The sequence below is a fragment of the Aequitasia blattaphilus genome (genome assembly GCF_024721305.1).
GTDB classification, from domain to species: domain Bacteria; phylum Bacillota; class Clostridia; order Lachnospirales; family Lachnospiraceae; genus Aequitasia; species Aequitasia blattaphila.
Map to the genome: position 1 here is coordinate 1 of NZ_JAMXOD010000022.1, position 18,143 is coordinate 18,143.

At 39.3% G+C, this 18,143-nt stretch carries 17 protein-coding genes; all 17 read left to right on the forward strand.

The window, feature by feature from the left end; genetic code table 11:
• Positions 1-93 precede the first annotated feature (93 nt).
• Positions 94-1,284, forward strand: a complete 1,191-nt coding sequence (locus NHH15_RS12820; protein ID WP_262067051.1) for an acetyl-CoA C-acetyltransferase — start codon at positions 94-96, stop codon at positions 1,282-1,284.
• A gap of 3 nt (positions 1,285-1,287) precedes the next feature.
• Positions 1,288-2,043, forward strand: coding sequence for an enoyl-CoA hydratase/isomerase family protein (locus NHH15_RS12825; RefSeq protein ID WP_262067052.1), 756 nt, complete (start codon positions 1,288-1,290; stop codon positions 2,041-2,043).
• 16 nt (positions 2,044-2,059) lie between these two features.
• Positions 2,060-2,893, forward strand: a complete 834-nt coding sequence (locus NHH15_RS12830) for a 3-hydroxyacyl-CoA dehydrogenase NAD-binding domain-containing protein (RefSeq protein ID WP_262067053.1) — start codon at positions 2,060-2,062, stop codon at positions 2,891-2,893.
• A gap of 11 nt (positions 2,894-2,904) precedes the next feature.
• Entirely contained in the window at positions 2,905-3,336 is a 432-nt protein-coding gene (gene rpiB, locus NHH15_RS12835; protein ID WP_262067054.1) for a ribose 5-phosphate isomerase B, read from the forward strand.
• 15 nt (positions 3,337-3,351) lie between these two features.
• Entirely contained in the window at positions 3,352-4,575 is a 1,224-nt protein-coding gene (locus tag NHH15_RS12840; RefSeq protein ID WP_262067055.1) for a 6-phosphofructokinase, read from the forward strand.
• 16 nt (positions 4,576-4,591) lie between these two features.
• Positions 4,592-5,527 (forward strand): class II fructose-1,6-bisphosphate aldolase, encoded by a 936-nt coding sequence (gene fba, locus NHH15_RS12845; protein WP_262067056.1) that lies wholly within the window; start codon positions 4,592-4,594, stop codon positions 5,525-5,527.
• Positions 5,528-5,683: 156 nt separating this feature from the next.
• Entirely contained in the window at positions 5,684-7,165 is a 1,482-nt protein-coding gene (locus tag NHH15_RS12850) for a sugar ABC transporter ATP-binding protein (protein ID WP_330639240.1), read from the forward strand.
• 9 nt (positions 7,166-7,174) lie between these two features.
• Positions 7,175-8,137 (forward strand): ABC transporter permease, encoded by a 963-nt coding sequence (locus NHH15_RS12855; RefSeq protein ID WP_262067057.1) that lies wholly within the window; start codon positions 7,175-7,177, stop codon positions 8,135-8,137.
• A gap of 48 nt (positions 8,138-8,185) precedes the next feature.
• Positions 8,186-9,157, forward strand: coding sequence for a substrate-binding domain-containing protein (locus NHH15_RS12860; RefSeq protein WP_262067058.1), 972 nt, complete (start codon positions 8,186-8,188; stop codon positions 9,155-9,157).
• Between the two features lie 15 nt (positions 9,158-9,172).
• Positions 9,173-9,940, forward strand: a complete 768-nt coding sequence (locus NHH15_RS12865) for a GolD/DthD family dehydrogenase (RefSeq protein ID WP_262067059.1) — start codon at positions 9,173-9,175, stop codon at positions 9,938-9,940.
• A gap of 101 nt (positions 9,941-10,041) precedes the next feature.
• Positions 10,042-11,805, forward strand: coding sequence for a sensor histidine kinase (locus NHH15_RS12870; protein WP_262067060.1), 1,764 nt, complete (start codon positions 10,042-10,044; stop codon positions 11,803-11,805).
• 1 nt (position 11,806) lies between these two features.
• Positions 11,807-13,345, forward strand: a complete 1,539-nt coding sequence (locus NHH15_RS12875) for a response regulator transcription factor (protein ID WP_262067061.1) — start codon at positions 11,807-11,809, stop codon at positions 13,343-13,345.
• Positions 13,342-14,280, forward strand: a complete 939-nt coding sequence (locus NHH15_RS12880) for a substrate-binding domain-containing protein (protein WP_262067062.1) — start codon at positions 13,342-13,344, stop codon at positions 14,278-14,280. The genes NHH15_RS12875 and NHH15_RS12880 overlap by 4 nt, the downstream gene beginning before the upstream one ends.
• Before the next feature lie 104 nt (positions 14,281-14,384).
• Positions 14,385-15,380: a dihydroxyacetone kinase subunit DhaK gene (locus tag NHH15_RS12885; RefSeq protein ID WP_262067063.1), complete on the forward strand. Its 996-nt coding sequence runs from the start codon at positions 14,385-14,387 to the stop codon at positions 15,378-15,380.
• A 12-nt stretch (positions 15,381-15,392) separates the two neighbouring features.
• Positions 15,393-16,022, forward strand: coding sequence for a dihydroxyacetone kinase subunit DhaL (dhaL, locus tag NHH15_RS12890; protein ID WP_262067064.1), 630 nt, complete (start codon positions 15,393-15,395; stop codon positions 16,020-16,022).
• 159 nt (positions 16,023-16,181) lie between these two features.
• Positions 16,182-17,381 carry an AAA family ATPase gene (locus tag NHH15_RS12895; RefSeq protein ID WP_262067065.1) on the forward strand — a complete coding sequence of 400 codons (1,200 nt, stop codon included), beginning with the start codon at positions 16,182-16,184 and terminating at the stop codon, positions 17,379-17,381.
• Entirely contained in the window at positions 17,382-18,065 is a 684-nt protein-coding gene (locus tag NHH15_RS12900; protein ID WP_262067066.1) for an RloB family protein, read from the forward strand.
• Positions 18,066-18,143: the final 78 nt, after the last annotated feature.

An 18,143-nucleotide genomic window follows, 5' to 3' on the forward strand; every position in this document is an offset into this window, starting at 1 on the left:
TGTAGCAGACTATGGAATTGTAGGAGACTACAGTAAGATTGTTCCAATGCTGACAGAACGAATAAAAGCAAAGGCAGTAATGGAGGCGTAAGTATGGAAAAGAAGATTGTAATTGCAGGAGCGGTAAGAACGGCGATTGGCAGCATGAGTGGAAGCTTAAGTACTGTTCCGGCGGCAGAGTTAGCAGGAATTGTCATCAAAGAGGCAATCAAGCGGACAGGAATCAAGGAAACAGACGTGGATCATGTCTACATGGGAAATGTAATCCAGGCGGGACAAGGACAAAACGTGGCAAGACAAGGGGCAATGAAAGCAGGAATACCAGTAGAAACACCAGCAGTTACAATTAACGTAGTGTGTGGTTCAGGTTTGAACTGTGTGAATATGGCAGCCCAGATGATAAAAGCAGGAGAAGCCGATGTAGTGGTAGCAGGAGGAACGGAGAACATGTCTCTTGCTCCTTACTATCTGGAAAAGGCAAGGACAGGATATCGTCTGGGAGATGGAGCAATAAAAGACTCCTTAGTAAACGATGCACTATGGGATGCGTTTAATGATTACCATATGGGAATTACTGCAGAGAATGTAGCAGAGAAGTGGAATATCACGAGAGAGATGCAGGATGAGTTTGCTTACAAAAGTCAATTGAAAGCATCTAGATCCCTTGCAGAAAATGTATTTAAAGATGAGATTGTACCAGTTGAGGTAAAAAGAAGAAAAGATACAGTGGTATTTGACAGAGATGAAGGTCCAAGAGTCGATGCGACATTAGATAAAATGGCAAAGCTCCGGCCTGCATTTAAAAAGGACGGAACTGTTACAGCTGGAAATGCCTCCACCATTAATGATGGGGCGGCAGCTCTTATTGTAATGAGTGAGGAGAAAGCAAAAGAATTAGGGGTTACTCCAATGGCTACCTATCTTTCTGGTGACCTGGCGGGAGTGGATCCTTCTATCATGGGAATTGGACCAGTTGCTTCTACAAAGAAGACCTTAAATAAGTTGAATTTGACTATAGAAGATATGGATTTGATTGAAGCAAATGAAGCCTTTGCCGCACAGGCATTAGCAGTAAAGGAAGAGCTTCAGATATCGGAAGATAAGTTAAATGTAAACGGTGGAGCTATTGCACTGGGACATCCGGTAGGTGCATCAGGAGCCAGAATCTTAGTATCTCTGCTTCATGAAATGAGACGGAGAAAAAGTAAAAAAGGACTGGCAACCCTGTGTATCGGCGGTGGCATGGGATGCAGTGTGATTGTGGAGGAATACAAAGAGGGTTAAAATATGAAGTATATCAAAATACAGAAATTTCCAGAGGAAAAGACAACGTTGCTAACTATTTCAAGAGAATCCGCTCTAAATGCTTTGAATATGGAGGTTTTAAAAGAACTGGATTTGGCTTTGAATGAGGTTGATACGAATACGTGCCGTTCCATCATTATTACTGGAAAGGGAGAAAAATCCTTTGTAGCTGGTGCAGATATTGGTTATATGCAGAACTTCTCGAAAGAGCAGGCCCAGGATTTTACGATTTTTGGCTCTGGTTTGTTTAAAAGAATTGAAAGATTTACCATTCCCGTGATAGCAGCGGTGAATGGATATGCTCTAGGCGGCGGTCTTGAACTGGCTCTTGCCTGTGACTTCCGGATTGCCTCAGAAAATGCAATTTTCGGACTTCCGGAGCTGGGACTGGGAATCATACCAGGGTTTGGGGGGACGCAAAGACTGATGCGTACCATACCAACAGGAAAAGCCAAGGAAATGATTTACACAGGAGCAAAAATCGATTCTACTATGGCAAAACAGCTAGGGCTGGTAAATGGGGTTTATCCCATAGATGAGCTGATGGAGCATGTTAAAATGCTGGCAAAACGTATTGCAAAAAATGACGCGGAAGCAGTTAAGATTGCAAAGAAAGCCATGAATGAAGGGATTGATCAAACGATTTCCACAGGACTTGAAATTGAATCCATTATGTTTTCTCAGTGCTTTGAGCGAGAAGAGCAGCAAAATCGAATGAAACGCTTTTTAGAAAAATAAGGAAGTAGGTGTGCATATGAAGATAGGCGTAATCGGAGCAGGGACAATGGGGCAAGGCATTGCACAAGCTTTTGCTCTGAATCAAGAATATCAGGTTGTACTTTGTGATATTTCGGAGGAGTTTGCTAAAAAAGGGAAAACCTTGATTGAAAAACAATTAAGAAAGCAAGAAATGAAGGGACGATATACAAAGACCGAAGTAGATGGTATTGTAGGGCGTATACAATATGGATTAGTAAAAAAGGTATCGGATTGTGATTTGGTCATTGAAGCTGCAGCAGAAAATATGGAAATTAAGAAAAACGTATTTGTGGAATTGGATGAGCTGTGTAAAGAAGAAACCATGTTTGCTACCAATACCTCATCTCTTTCTATCACAGAGATATCCAATCAAGTAACGAGACCAATCATAGGAATGCATTTCTTTAATCCCGTACCGGTAATGAAGCTCGTGGAAGTGGTACGAGGTGTGGATACACCGGACTCTATGGTAGAAGAAATCACTAGGATTGCAGCGAGTATTGGAAAAGTGCCGGTAGAGGTATCGGAGCAGCCAGGATTCGTCGTGAATCGTATCCTGATTCCGATGATTAATGAGGCAATCGGCGTCTATGCTATGGGAGCCGCATCGATTGAAGATATTGATATTTCTATGAAGCTTGGAGCCAACCATCCGATTGGGCCTCTTGCCCTGGGAGATCTGGTGGGATTGGATGTATGTCTTGCGATTATGGAGACTTTGATGGAAGAAACGGGAGATCCTAAGTACCGACCAGACCCACTTTTGAAAAAGATGGTTCGGGGAGGATTACTGGGAAAGAAAAGCGGAAAAGGATTCTATACCTATTAGGAGGGTGAAAAATGATAGCAGTTGGAAGTGACCATGGAGGTCTTGAATTAAAGAAATTCATCATGAAATATTTAGATGAAGCTAAGATTGAATACAAGGATTTGGGCACATATACTTCGGGTTCTGTCGATTATCCAGTGTATGGAAAAAGAGTTGTAGATGCAATCTTAAGCAAAGAGTGTGACAAAGGAATTCTCATATGCGGAACAGGAATCGGGATTTCCATAATGGCAAATCGTTATAAAGGAATCCGGGCAGCTCTTTGTTCCGATTGCTTCAGTGCAGAAGCAACAAGACTGCATAATGATGCCAATGTTTTAGCCCTTGGAGGGAGAGTATTGGGAGAAGAATTAGCCCTTAAAATTGTAAAGACTTTTTTGGAAACTCCCTTTTCAGAAGATGAAAGACACAAACGAAGAGTAGAAATGCTGGAAAACTTTTAAAGGATGGATAAAGAGATGAAAAATATATTAGTAGCGCAATCAGGTGGTCCAACAGCAGCAATCAATGCCACCGTTGCAGGAGTGGTAACTGTAGCCCTCTCCAGCAAGAATGTTGGGAAAATCTATGGAGCAAAGAATGGGATTCAGGGAGTTTTGGATGAAACCTTTATTGATTTGCGGGAAAAGATTAAGAACAATGAAGATTTGGTACTTTTAAGTCATACTCCAGCGGCAGCTTTAGGCTCTTGCCGTTTGAAACTAAAAGATTTAAATAAGGATAAAGCCCAGTTTGAGAAGATTGTAGAGGTACTTCGTAAGCACGAGATTAACTGCTTCGTATACATCGGAGGAAATGACTCCATGGATACGGTGGATAAGCTTTCTCAGTACTGTAAAAATCACAATATTACAGACATCACAGTAGTGGGTGCTCCTAAAACAGTGGACAATGACTTAGTAGGAACGGATCACTGCCCGGGCTTTGGCTCAGCAGCAAAGTACATTGGTGTTACCTTTGCAGAGCTGGAAAGAGACTGTAATGTCTATAAGACAAAGGCCGTTACCATCGTAGAGGTAATGGGAAGAAATGCAGGCTGGTTAACAGCAGCAGCATCCCTTGCCCGGGTGAATGGTGGAAAGGGTCCGGATTACATTTACTTATGCGAACCGGCATTCTCAACGGAGAAATTCATTGAAGATGTAAAAGCAAAGCTGGACAGTCAGGATTCCGTATTAATTGCCATCAGTGAAGGAATCAAAAACGAAAAAGGACAGTACGTATCGGAGCAGGTGCAAAGCGGAGCAGTGGATGCATTTGGACACGCCTATATTGCAGGGTCGGCAAAGGTATTGGAAGATCTTGTAAGGGAAAAAATCGGATGCAAGGTACGTTCCATTGAACTGAACCTCATGCAAAGATGTGCCGGACACATCGCCAGTGCAACAGATATAGAGGAGTCTAAGATGCTTGGGATGAAGGCATGCCAGTGTGCACTGGAAGGTGAGAATGGTGTAATGGCATCCATCAAAAGAATCAGTGATGCCCCATATGTTGTGGAATATGAGGCAGTGCCAGTGAGTCAAGTGTCAAATGAAGAAAAGACGGTTCCGAAGGACTTTATGAACAAAGAAGGAAATGATGTAACAGAGAAGATGATGGATTATCTAAAACCTCTGATTCAAGGAGAAGTAAGCCAGAATTATAAGAATGGTATCCCAAAACAAATGATATTATATTAAAAAAGGAGATGAGAAAATGGCATTAGTAACAACAACAGAAATGTTTAAGAAAGCCTACGAAGGCGGCTATGCAATTGGAGCCTTTAACGTCAACAACATGGAAATCATCCAGGGAATCACAGAAGCGGCAGGAGAGCTGAAATCTCCAGTAATTCTTCAAGTATCCAAAGGAGCAAGAGCCTATGCAAACCATACTTATCTGGTGAAGCTTGTGGAAGCCGCATTAGAGGTCAATGACATCCCAATGGCACTGCACTTGGATCATGGTCCGGATTTTGAAACGTGTAAATCTTGTATCGACGGCGGATTTTCTTCCGTTATGATAGATGGCTCCCATCATGATTTCAAGACCAATATAGAGCTCACCAAAAAGGTAGTAGATTATGCCCATTCAAAAGGTGTGGTCGTAGAAGGAGAGCTGGGACAGCTGGCAGGAGTGGAAGATGATGTGAATGTATCGGCAGAGGATGCATCTTACACAAACCCGGATCAAGTAGAGGAGTTTGTAGATAAGACAGGAGTAGACTCTCTTGCAATCGCAATCGGAACCAGCCACGGAGCGTTTAAGTTTAAGCCAGGTCAAAAGCCACAGCTTCGCTTTGATATCTTAGAAGAAATCGAAAAGAGACTTCCTCAGTATCCAATCGTACTTCATGGAGCATCCAGTGTATCTCAGGAATACGTAAGAATCATTAAAGAGAACGGTGGAAAGATGGAAGATGCAATCGGAATCCCGGAAGATATGTTAAGACAGGCGGCAAAGTCCTCTGTGTGTAAGATTAACATTGACTCCGATTTAAGACTGGCATTTACAGCCGGGGTAAGACAAGCACTGGTAGCAGACCCTACTGCGTTTGACCCAAGAGCATACTTAAAGGTGGCAAGAACAAACATCAAAGAGTTAGTTGCCCATAAGATTACCAATGTATTAGGTAGTAATAACGTATTATAGAATTCAAAAGCACTTATACCATAGATGATTAAAAGTCATGGTGTAAGTGCTTTTCTTTTGTCTTTTTTGAACTTAATTCCAAATAATCAAACCTTTTTCCAAAGGAAAGAACAGTAAGATAAATAAAACAAGGAAAGAGGAAGGAAGTGAGACGGGTTGCAATTACTGGAAATGCAAGGAATAGAAAAAAGTTTTAACTCTGTGCAGGTGTTACAAGGAATAAATTTCTGCTTGGAACAAGGAAGTGTTCATGCTTTGATGGGGGAAAATGGTGCCGGAAAATCCACATTAATGAAGATACTTGCAGGGATTTATAAAAAAGACAAAGGAACAATCAAAATAAAAGAATCAAATGTAGATATTAATACACCGAAACAGTCACAAGAATTAGGAGTAGCTATGATTCATCAAGAGCTTTCTCCAATACCAGAGATGACAGTTGCAGAAAATATTTATCTGGGAAGAGAGCCAGGAAAAGGACTGTTCTTAGACTATAAGGAAATGTACCAGCAAACAGAAGAACTTTTAAAAAGCTTAAAGATTCAAGTCAGTCCAAGAGCAGTAATGAGAAACTTAAAAGTAGCAGATCAACAACTGGTGGAAATTGCGAAGGCCATATCTTTAAATGCGGAGATAATCGTTATGGATGAACCGACATCTGCTATCACTGACAAAGAGGTAAGTAACCTTTTTGAAATCATTGAAGATTTAAAGAAGCATGGAAAAGGAATTATTTACATTTCCCACAAGATGGATGAGATTTTCCAAATAGCAGATGATATAACAGTACTTCGGGATGGCGTCTATGTGAATACATGGAAAGCAAAAGACATTAATCAAAACACATTAATCAAAAGCATGGTGGGTAGAGAACTAACAGAAATCTATCCCAAAGAAATTGTTCCAATAACAGAGGATATGCTGGAATTACAGAATTTTACGAAAAAAGGGAAGTTCGAGGGAATTAATTTCAAAGTAAAAAAAGGTGAGATATACGGTATTGCAGGTCTTGTTGGAGCAGGAAGAACAGAGCTGATGCACGGACTGTTCGGACTGGATAAGTTGGATACAGGAAAGGTGATTTTAGAAGGGAAAGAGGTAGAAATCAAGAGTCCTAAGGATGCAATTGCAAATCGAATTGCCTATGTAACGGAGGATCGAAAGCTGGAAGGGTTAGTCTTAGAGATGAGCGTGGGACAAAATATCACCCTTCCCTCCATGAAGAAGTTAAGCAAAGGCCTTTTTGTCCAAGAGAAAGAAGAAAGAACGATTATAAAGGAACAACGGGAGGCACTGCGAATCAAGTGCAGCAGTGAAAGGCAGCTGGTTAAGCTTCTGTCTGGTGGAAACCAGCAAAAGGTAGTGTTGGCTAAATGGCTGATTAAGAGTCCCAAAATTCTAATCTTAGATGAACCTACAAGGGGAATTGACGTAGGAGCAAAGGCAGAGATTTATAAACTGATGTGTGAGTTTGTTGGTAAGGGGAATTCCATTATCATGATTTCTTCTGAAATGCCAGAAGTAATGGGAATGGCAGATCGGATTTTAGTTCTCAGCAATGGAAAAGCAAGTGGCGAACTGAGTCGGGAAGAATTTACCCAGGAGCATATTATGAAGATGTCAGTGGAGCATATATAGGAGGATGAGATGGAAAAAGACAAGGAACAAAAAATAGGTGTAAAAACCTTTATTGCAAAATATGGAGTAATTGTTGGGTTAGTAATTATCATGGTTTTCTTCACTGTAATGAAGGCAAAGTTTTTAACGGTAGAAAACATGCTAAATATGTTAAGGCAGACATCCATTAACGGATTGTTGGCAATTGGTATGACCTTTGTCGTGTTAACGGGAGGAATTGATTTATCTGTAGGATCAATAGTGGGTGCTTCCGGCATGTTTGCAGCGTTGGTTGCAAGAACAGAGGTGGGGATGCCTTGGTATCTGGCACTTTTGGTGGGCTTGTTGGTAGGCTTGCTGTTAGGGGCGGTGAATGGAGTTATTATTTCTTATTTGAGAGTGCCGGCATTTATTGCAACCTTAGGAATGCTGAGCATAGCGAGAGGAATCACTTTTATGGCCAGTGACGCAAAGCCTGTACCTGGATTGAGCAAGGGCTTCTTAAGTATTGGTGGAGGAAGTGTAGGATTTTTTCCGATACCCATATTGATTTTAATTTTTGTACTTATTATTTGCTACATTACTCTTTACAAGACCAGATATGGAAGGTACGTTTTTGCAACCGGAGGAAATCCAACCTCGGCAAGAGTGTCTGGTATTAATGTGAAACTAATCACTTGCTCTGTGTATATGATTTCAGGATTATTATCTGGCTTGGCAGGAGTCATCCTGACATCCCGTGTGACCTCAGGGCTTGCACAAAGTGGGAACGGATATGAGGTTGATGCCATTGCGGCAGCAGTTATTGGTGGAAATAGCTTAAGTGGTGGAAGAGGAAGACTCTGGGGAACCATCATAGGGTTTTTGATTATGGGTGTTATGAACAATGGACTGGATATGATGGCGGTATCTTCGTACTGGCAGTTGGTTATAAAAGGAATCATAATTATCGGAGCAGTAATGTTGGATTCTCTAAACGAGATTAAGGAATAGGAAATAAAAATATGTAAATATTTTTATAAATAAAAGGAGGATTAAAAAATGAAAAAAAGACTAATTGGGGCACTATTGGTAGTATCTATGGCAGCGACTATGCTTATCGGATGTGGAGCAGCAGACAAGGACGCAAAAAAAGAGAGCAATACCGAAGATACACAAACAGAGGGTAAGGTCAAAATCGGAATGACACTTTACAGTCTGAAGAATGAGTTTACAGTACGTTTGGCAAATGCAGCAGAGGCAAAGGCGGAAGAATTGGGAATTGAACTGGTTGTATATGATGGGAATTATGATCCAAGCACACAAATCAGCCAAGTAGAAACTATGATTTCAGATGGCTGTGACGGAATTATTTTAAATCCCCAGGACGCAGAAGCTTGTGCACCTTGTGTTGATAAGGCGGCAGACGCAGGCATTCCTGTTGTCGGTGTAAATACCCGGGTGAAAAGCGATAAGCTCACCAGCTATGTTGGTTCTATAGACGTAACTGCAGGTGAAATGGAAATGCAGAAAATTGTTGATCTATTAGACGGAAAAGGAAATATTGTTATTATTGAAGGTCCAATGGGACAGTCAGCTCAGATTGAAAGAAGAGAAGGAATCCAAAACATCTTAGACAAATATCCGGATATCAAGGTTCTTGCAGAAAAAACAGCAAACTGGTCAAGATCAGAAGGTATGACAGTAATGGAAAACTGGCTTCAGGCATTTGACAATATTGATGCAGTAGTTGGTGAGAATGATGAGATGGCATTAGGAGCAAGAGAAGCAATTAAGGCAGCAGGAAAAGATATTCCGGCAATTGGTGTGGATGGAATCACTGATGCACTGAATGCAGTAGAAGAAGACAATCTTGTAGCTTCAATTTTCCAGGATGGTGCAGGACAAGGAAGCAAGGCCGTGGAGGTATTGCTGGATGCAATTAATGGAGAAACAGTAGAAGAGAATTACTGGATTGACTTTGAAGAAGTAAACAAAGATAACGTAGAGGAATTCAAACAAAGAGCACAGTAGAAAAAGGAGGAGCTTATGTTAGAGTATTATGGCGCTGACCCGGAGTATTCCTTAGAAGGAAAGACAGCACTCATAACCGGTGGAGCAGCAGGCATTGGTCTTGCTACAGCAGAGTTTTTTGCAAAAAAGGGTGCAAATCTAGTTCTTGCAGACTTAAATCCAAATGTGAATGAGGTGGCAAAGAGGATATCCAAAAACGCAATTGGTGTGGCGGGAAATATCACTAAGCAAGAGGATCGGGAAGCAGTTCTTGAAGAAGGAATAAAAGCTTTTGGAAAAATTGATATATTGGTCAACAGTGCAGGTATTGTTGCTCTTGAGAGTGCAGAAAAGATTGAGGAGTCGGATTGGGATAAAACCATAGAAATCAATCTGAAAGCTACTTTTATGCAGTCTCAGCTGATGGGTAAATATTTTATTGAAAACAAAATCCCAGGTACAATTGTAAACATGGCATCCCAAGCAGGAGTAATTGCTCTTGATAAACATGTGGCATATTGTGCATCAAAGGGCGGCGTAATTGCAATGACAAAGGTTCTTGCCTATGAATGGGGTAAATATGGAATACGTGTGAATGCAGTATCACCTACAGTAGTTTTGACTGAGCTTGGGCATAAAGCCTGGGATGGTCCGGTGGGAGATGCCTTTAAGGAAGAAATGCCATCGAAACGCTTTGCAGAGCCAGATGAGATTGCAGGTGTAATCGCATTCCTCTGCAGTGGAGCAGCGGCAATGATTACAGGCCACAACTTATTAGTTGATGGTGGATTTACAATAAAATAAAATTCGAATTAGCAGCTGCTCTCCCCCATATAAGCAGCTGCTAAATTCTATTTAATTTGCTATACTTAAGGAAGAGAAAAAAGGTTTGAATAGGAGGGGCTATGTTTTCACGATTAATGAGAAAAGGACTGGTAGGGAGAATTACACTGACAATGTCTTGTGTCTTAATGATACCTACATTTTTAGTTTGTGTTTTTTATTACAAATCCTATACGAATTCCCTAAATGAGAATGCGGACACCTCTCTGCGTCAAAGCAATACGCGTATGGAAAATACGATGAGTACAAACTTAAAGTTAGCTGGAGATGTATTGGATCAGTTAGGGTATAGCCAGGAATTTCTTTATTTTTTGGATGGCAATAATATTTTAAGTGAAAGAGAGCAAAGACATTTTTTAAAGGAGCTTCAAGAGGAATGGATTAACATTAGCTATATGTATCCAAGCTTTTTTGAGGAGATGAATATTTATGCCTCTAATAAGCAGCTCCAGTCCAACGCAAGTCTTAAATTCAATATGCACAGCCTTGAAGAATTTCCCCATATGGACCAAATCGAGAAGAATGGAGCTATTTGGTTTGGTGATGTTCAACAGCTGAATGGAAATGCAAGTAACAGGCAGTTTCAGGTGGTTAATGATAACAAATATGTTGTTCCGGTCTGTTTGTTTATTCGAAGTGTCAATACAGAGGAAATAATTGGTGTTGTGGAATTAGATGTTTTGTTTGAAAAGATTATTGATTCCAGAGGATTAATAGATACGAGAGAGATGGAGGATTACATTTTCTTGAATGAAGCAGGAGAGGTGGCATTTCAAACGGGAAACTTTACAGCGAAAGAGATAAAGAATTTAAAAGATCCAGATACTCCAAGTGAATACCGTATCATCAAAAGCAAAAGTCAGAAGGCCAATATTAACAGCTTTGTTCTTATGAAGAACGAAACCATTATAAAAGCAGCGAATAATATGATTTGGCGCGTGGGACTTATCGCTATTTTAAGTGCATTTATCATGGTGTTTTTATCTTATATGGTTGTAAAAGCTTTGCTGAAGCGCTTGGTTGTTATGGATGAGGCGATGAAGCAAATTGAGTTGGGACATTTTGATGTGTTTATTGAAGAGGACAAACAAAATGATGAGATATCAAGGCTTAAGGAGCGCTTTAATCTTATGGCACATAAGTTGAATGAGACGATTCATGAGGTTGTTGAAAAGGAGAATGCGCAAAAAAATGCAGAGCTAAGAGCGCTTCAGGCACAAATCAACCCTCACTTTCTGTTTAATACACTGGAAACAATGCGTATGCAATGTGAGGTGGATCGATACTTTAAGATTAGTTATGCACTTACAGCGTTAGGAGATATTTTCAGATATACCATAAAATGGGATGGAAACACAGTACCTTTTCAACTGGAATGGGCAAACTTGGAAAACTATATTTCTCTAATGACACTTCGACTGGATGATGATTTTTCTTATGAAATGGAGATGGATGAAAGAGCGGAGAATATAACGGTACCCAAGATGTTTTTACAACCCATTGTGGAAAATAGCTTCGGACATGGTTTTAAACAGGTACCTGCACCTTGGCACCTAAAGGTGGAAGCAAGGGTAGAGCATGGAAGACTGCGGATAATTATTACAGATAACGGTGGAGGAATTGAAGAAGGTAAGTTAAAAGAGCTCCAAGACCGTATAAGACACAGAAAGTCCTTTGGTCTGGATACAGAAAATAATCAGTCTATTGGAATCATTAATGTATTAAAGAGAATGGATATGATTTGTTTGGAAGGCAGCAATATTTTCATCCGAAATAATAAGGAACAAGGGGTAAGGATTGAGATATTGATTGTAACGGAGGAATGAGATGTTTCGGATATTAGTAGCAGATGATGAAAAGGTGACGCGAAAAGGAATTGTTACTATTTTAAAAAGAGGAATCAAGGAAGAGATTGAAGTTCTTGAGGCGGCGAATGGGAATGAAGCTTTAGACATTGTTTCGAATCAAATGGTGCATTTAATTGTGACAGATATTTGTATGCCTCTTTGTACAGGCTTAGAGTTTGTCTCTAAGCTTCGGAATAATGATGAGGAGATGAAGGTTATTATTGTTTCGGGATATGAAAATTTTGATTATGCAAAGCAAGCATTAAAGCTAGGCGTAGAAGATTATATTACAAAGCCAATTCAAAAGGAAGAGTTCTTGGGACTTGTAGAAAAATGTCTGGTATCAGTAAAAAATAAGCAGCAACAGGCTAAGCATACTTATATGGAAAAGAGAGCCAGTGAGAAAGTATTGGTGGAAGTGAAAAACGATGCACTTCGAAATATTCTGTTGGGTGAAAAAATGGAGTCATCTCTCAATCGACTGGATACCCTTCGGTTGTCTTTGGAATCAAATTTTTATGGAATTGGGGTTGTGGAGTATGAAAGAAGTGAAGAGCTAGAAGAATTAGAGGACTTTATAGTAAAGAATATTGTGGATGAAGAATTGGAAAAGAGAAATTTAGCAGCATTTATTAGCATTACTATGGATCATGGGAAGCTTGCACTTATTTTTCTCCTCCATTCAATTAAGGAAAAGGCAGAGCTTGAAAGTCAATTGCGCAGATGTACCGAGTTGGTGGAAAAGTATGCACGGATAAAGACCGTTGTTGGCCTTGGAAGTGTGGTATATAGTGTGCAGGAACTAAGCAAAGCTTTTCGCGAGAGCCAGTTGGCAGGGGATTTCAAAATTTATAATAGAGGAGAGAAGATTATTGATTTTGAAAATTTGAAAAATGGAAAGATACCAGACAAACAGCCATTAGATTTTCGGAAAATAGAGAAAGAAAATGAAAAATTTATTCAAGATTATTTTCACAACCTGTTACAAGAGAAGGCGTCAATACAGAGTCTTCAGTATATTAGAGGAGAGTATTCCAATTTATGTAAAAGTATATCTAAAAAGACAGGTTATGCATGTAAGGACTTCTCAGAGTTATGGAGTGAGTTTAATCTTCGGAAAGAAATTAAAGACATGATTCAATATACTTCTAATATTGAAGTCGTCACCAAAGAAAGTGAAAACTCTCAGATTGTAGAGGATATTATTGATTTTACTCTTCAACATGTTACGGAGGATATTGATTTAAACTTTATTGCAGATCAGTTTGGCCGGACCCCTGGATACATTGGAACACTTTTCCGGAAAAGCAAAGAGCAAGGGTTTAATGAATTTGTTACAGAAGAGAGAGTTCAGTTAGCTAAAAATATGCTCAAGGATCACCGACTTTCTGTGCAGGAGGTTGGAGAAAGATGTGGATACCACAATCCAAAGTATTTTTCAGTGGTATTTAAAAAAGTTACTGGAATAAGTCCAAAAACGTTTCAGAAGCAACAAGGTTTCAGTGGGGAAGATGTATGAAAAAGAAGAGACGTCTAATTTTTCTTTTTGTATTTTTGATGCTTATATGCATAGGATGTGTACAGAAGGAACGAAAGGTAGAAGAAGAGGAATCTTCTGCTAAAATTTGTTTGGGTATGAGCCTATATAGTCTGAGAGATGAATATACAAAGCGATTTGCAAATGTGGTAATTCAATACGCAAAAGCAGAAAATATTGAGTTGAAAATATACGACGGAAACTACGATGCGGCACGTCAAATCACTCAAGTTGAAGAGATGATAAAGGCAGATTTAGACGGAATTATTTTGATTCCTCAAAATGCCAATGAATGTATCCCTTGTGTGGATAAGGCTGTGGCGGCGGGAAAGCCGATTATCTCAGTAAACACAAGAGTGAATAGTGACGAAATCACGAGCTACGTTGGTTCTGATGATGTTCAGGCGGGTGAGTATCTTATGGAATATGTGGCTCAAACCTTAGAAGGGAAGGGTAATATTGTGATTCTTGAGGGGCCTATGGGACAATCAGCCCAAATTGAAAGGATGGAAGGAATCAAAAATATATTAACGCAATATCCGGAAATTAAGGTGATTGGCAGTAAGACGGCTAATTGGTCCAGGCTGGAGGCAGATGTAGTAATGCAAAGCTGGATGGAGACTTTTGATCAGATTGATGCTGTAGTTGCAGAAAATGATGATATGGCATTAGGAGCAATTGATGCTTTGGGAAGAAATGGGCAAGAGGTAGTTGTAGTTGGAATTGATGGAGCAGAGAAAGCATTGAGAGCAATTGAGGAGAAGAAACTCTTGGCAACGGTTTTCCAAAATGCAGAGAAGCAAGGAGAAAAGTCAATCGAAATTATGCTGGATTATCTTGAGGGAAAAGAGATTGATAAGAACTATCAGATACCTTTGGAAATTGTAGATGAGAGAAATATTGCGGATTATTTGTAAGGATTCGTATTTTTTAAACCTTTTTAAATATTATTGAACCTAAAAGGGTGGTGTATAAAGCTATAGTAGAGACAAGAACTTTTCAAAAAAAGGAGGAAGAATGAATGCAGCGTATACTAAATGATCCAGATAATATTGTGGATGAAATGTTAGAGGGTTTCTTAAAAGCACATGGAGATATTGTTGAAAAAACTGGAAATAAAAGAGTGGTTAAGGCGAAAAAGATAAAGGCAGACAAGGTGGGGGTTGCCACAGGTGGCGGTTCCGGACATAAACCGGCCTTTATCGGCTATGTGGGTGAAAACATGTGTGATACAGCAGCTGTGGGGGAAATATGCTCTTCGCCAACGGCAGCAGCATTTTTAGATTCTTTTCGGGAAGCAGATCAAGGCAAAGGGGTAGCATGCCTATACGGAAATTACTCTGGAGACAATATGAACGTAAAGATGGCAGTGAAAATGGCAAAGCGAGAAGGTATTACGGTAAAGACTGTAGTAGCGAATGATGATGTGGCATCAGCACCAAAGGATCAGCCAGAAAAGAGGCGGGGAGTAGCGGGTGAGATTTTCATGTGGAAGGCAGGCGGTGCAAAAGCGGCGCTTGGAGGAACTTTAGATGAAGTGATTGCAGCAGCTCAAAAAGCAATCGACCAGACCAGAAGTGTGGGAATAGGATTGACACCTTGTACGCTTCCAGCAGTCGGTCATCCAAACTTTGAGATTAAAGAAGGTACTATGGAGGTGGGAATTGGTCATCATGGTGAACCGGGAATTGAAGTGTGTCCTTTAGAAAGCGCTGATCAAATGGCGAAACGTATGGTGGACATTGTGATTGGAGATGTGCCTTTTGAAAAGGGAGATGAGGTTGCTGTGTTGGTATCTGGTCTTGGAGCTACACCGGTGATGGAGCTTTACGTACTTTATAATGAAATTGAAAAATTAATCGGAGGCAGAGGAATTAAGATTCACAGAAGCTATGTGGGAAATTACTTTACTTCATTGGAAATGATGGGAGCTACATTAACGGTGATGAAGCTGGATGATGAATTAAAGGAATTAGTAGATCTTCCAATTGAAACTATGGGATTGACACAAATTTAGAGGAGAAGAGGAATGGGCACATTTTATAATAAAGATGGAAAAAGTGTATTACAAACAGTGGTTAAGGGAATACAGGAGAATAAGGCATACTTAGGTGAGGTGGACGGTCTGATTGGTGATGGTGACCACGGAATGAATATGAACAAGGGATTTTCCCTGTTTGAAACGCGATTTAAAGAGGAAGAGTTTACTTTTGCAGAAGGTCTTTATGAGCTTGGAAATATCTTGTTTTCTGAGATTGGTGGTTCCATGGGTCCCATTTATGGAACGATTTTAATGGATGCAGGAGAAGCAGGAGAGGATTTTGATGCTATTGGAACCAAGGAATTGGCTCAGATGCTTGAAACCGGATTAGAGGGTCTTTATGATATTGTAGAAGCAAAAGTAGGAGATAAAACCTTGGTGGATACTTTGGCTCCCGCAGTCGAGGCCTTAAAAGCCTCAGATGGAGATTTTAAATCTGCTCTTCAAGATATGAAGGCTGCAGCGGAAAAGGGACGGGATGCCACGAAAGATATGGTGGCAAAATTTGGACGTTCCAGTCGTCTTGGAGAACGTTCCAGAGGTGTACTGGATGCAGGAGCTACATCTTGCTGCATTATCCTGACAGCTATGGCAGATGGAATATTGGAATATTTGTAAGTAGTGTATAAACCTCTAAGCACTGTAAGGAAATTACAGAGTTTAGAGGTTTTATAAAGGGATAATTGAAAATAGAAATATAAAATTACGAAAATCACACAAAAACTTGACTGAAAAAGCTGAAAATGCTATATTTACAACATAAGGAGGTGCTATGGTATGCTTGTACAATTTATGTTGAAAAATGTTTTGTCTTTTAGGGAAGAAACAAGATTGGATATGAGTGCTATTCATGCATATAAAGAGCATGAGAGTAATTTGATTGATTTCGGAGGGAAGGAAAAGATTCTCCGAGTTGCAGCAATTTATGGTGCAAACGCAAGCGGAAAATCAAATTTATATTTAGCGATGTCTTATTTCCAAAAAATAGTCAAGGAGTCTCTAAACAATGTAGAGGATGGGTTTGACTCGGCAATCAAAAAATATTATAACCCCTTCTTTTTTGAACGTGGAGAGGGAGAGGAATCTGAATTTCAAATCATAGAGATTATTGATAATTCAGAGTATAGGTATGGATTTCAGTATGATTCAGAGCGAATCATAACAGAATGGCTCTACCAAAAGAGTTTAAAAACAAATCGAACTAAAATTATTTATGAACGAATGAATGATAGGGTAGAGTTTGGACAATCGGTAAGAAAAGAATGTGAAGTATATAAGGAACAATTACCAAAAGAAACATTGGTATTATCCTTCTTTAATAAACTGAAGTTGAAAACGAGTATATTTAATAATGTATATTCGGGAATCATGGATACTTTTGTTGTTCCACCGGATTTTTGTGAAGATATTGGAATCATGGAAAGATATCTGCCGCTGGTTATAGATCAAGGAAAAAATGATTTAGTAGAGTTTCTCAAGGCTATTGATGTTGGAATTGAAGATATTGAATATGAAGACAATGACGAGAGTGGAATTGAATTTTTTACATTGCATAGAGGGAAAAATGATGATGAGTATTTGCTAAATTTGTTCAATGAATCAGAGGGAACATTGAAAAGTATTATCCTATTTATTTATGCACGAATTGCTATTCTTAACAATCAATCTTTATTTGTTGACGAATTAAATATCAAGCTTCACCCACTACTTTTAAAATTTGTTGTTGATTTATTTTATAATGATGAATCGACAGCGCAATTGATTTACACAACTCATGACACAACGTTAATGGATAAGAGATTTTTCAGACGAGATCAAATTTGGTTTGTTCAAAAGGATGAATTCGGATATTCTGAATTGGTTGCTCTATCTGATTTTAAAGTGAGATCGGATGCATCTTTTGAGAAGGATTATTTATCAGGGGTTTATGGGGGCATTCCCCTTCTTCAAGATTTTAATATGAAAGAAGGGGTGTAGGTGGGAAAAGACGATTTTTTTAAAAAGAAACGATTATCTCAGGAAAAGAGAAAACATGACTATAAAAGACCTAGAGCCAATTCTTTTCTAATTGTAACGGAAGGTAAGCGAACAGAACCACTATATTTCAATGGAATAAAGAAGATTATTCAAGAAAAAAGTGGTGGTGTGATAGATGTGTATGAAAGTCCTGTAATTGAAATTTGTGGACAAGGGTGTTCAACAGGAAAGCTAATTGAAGTAACAGAGAGAATTGTTAAAAATGCAAAGGTGAATTATCAAAATGTATGGGTAGTATTTGATAAGGATGATTTTGAGGATTTTGATCAAGCAATAAAAGAAGGTGAGAAGAAAGGGTATAAGATGGCGTGGAGTAATCAATCCTTTGAGTATTGGCTTTATTTGCACTTTAATTACAGTGATGCGGCACTACACCGGAGTGAATGGAATAAAAAACTCGACGAAATATTCAAACGATACAATCTAGGAACAGGAAAGTATCAAAAAAATTATGATGATATTTATCAAATAGTCAATAGAAATGCCGGCGTTAATGCTGCAATCAGGAAGGCAAAACGCAGAATGGAAAGTATTGAATTAGGGAGATATAAGCCATCTGAAGTCAACCCAGGAACAACAGTATACAAGCTTTTGGAAGAATTAAAGAGATTTATAGATAAGTGATATGAAGTCTCTGGCATATTAAGGTGGAGAATTGTAAAAAGCACTAGACAAAAGTGTGTTTTTGCCTAGTGCTTTAGA

Excerpts from the sequence above, each read along its gene's own strand:
- NHH15_RS12820 (WP_262067051.1), top strand. The coding sequence starts at position 94 with ATGGAAAAGAAGATTGTAATTGCAGGAGCGGTAAGAACGGCGATTGGC.
- NHH15_RS12825 (WP_262067052.1), top strand. The coding sequence starts at position 1,288 with ATGAAGTATATCAAAATACAGAAATTTCCAGAGGAAAAGACAACGTTG.
- NHH15_RS12830 (WP_262067053.1), top strand. The coding sequence starts at position 2,060 with ATGAAGATAGGCGTAATCGGAGCAGGGACAATGGGGCAAGGCATTGCA.
- rpiB (WP_262067054.1), top strand. The coding sequence starts at position 2,905 with ATGATAGCAGTTGGAAGTGACCATGGAGGTCTTGAATTAAAGAAATTC.
- NHH15_RS12840 (WP_262067055.1), top strand. The coding sequence starts at position 3,352 with ATGAAAAATATATTAGTAGCGCAATCAGGTGGTCCAACAGCAGCAATC.
- fba (WP_262067056.1), top strand. The coding sequence starts at position 4,592 with ATGGCATTAGTAACAACAACAGAAATGTTTAAGAAAGCCTACGAAGGC.
- NHH15_RS12855 (WP_262067057.1), top strand. The coding sequence starts at position 7,175 with ATGGAAAAAGACAAGGAACAAAAAATAGGTGTAAAAACCTTTATTGCA.
- NHH15_RS12860 (WP_262067058.1), top strand. The coding sequence starts at position 8,186 with ATGAAAAAAAGACTAATTGGGGCACTATTGGTAGTATCTATGGCAGCG.
- NHH15_RS12865 (WP_262067059.1), top strand. The coding sequence starts at position 9,173 with ATGTTAGAGTATTATGGCGCTGACCCGGAGTATTCCTTAGAAGGAAAG.
- NHH15_RS12870 (WP_262067060.1), top strand. The coding sequence starts at position 10,042 with ATGTTTTCACGATTAATGAGAAAAGGACTGGTAGGGAGAATTACACTG.
- NHH15_RS12875 (WP_262067061.1), top strand. The coding sequence starts at position 11,807 with ATGTTTCGGATATTAGTAGCAGATGATGAAAAGGTGACGCGAAAAGGA.
- NHH15_RS12880 (WP_262067062.1), top strand. The coding sequence starts at position 13,342 with ATGAAAAAGAAGAGACGTCTAATTTTTCTTTTTGTATTTTTGATGCTT.
- NHH15_RS12885 (WP_262067063.1), top strand. The coding sequence starts at position 14,385 with ATGCAGCGTATACTAAATGATCCAGATAATATTGTGGATGAAATGTTA.
- dhaL (WP_262067064.1), top strand. The coding sequence starts at position 15,393 with ATGGGCACATTTTATAATAAAGATGGAAAAAGTGTATTACAAACAGTG.
- NHH15_RS12895 (WP_262067065.1), top strand. The coding sequence starts at position 16,182 with ATGCTTGTACAATTTATGTTGAAAAATGTTTTGTCTTTTAGGGAAGAA.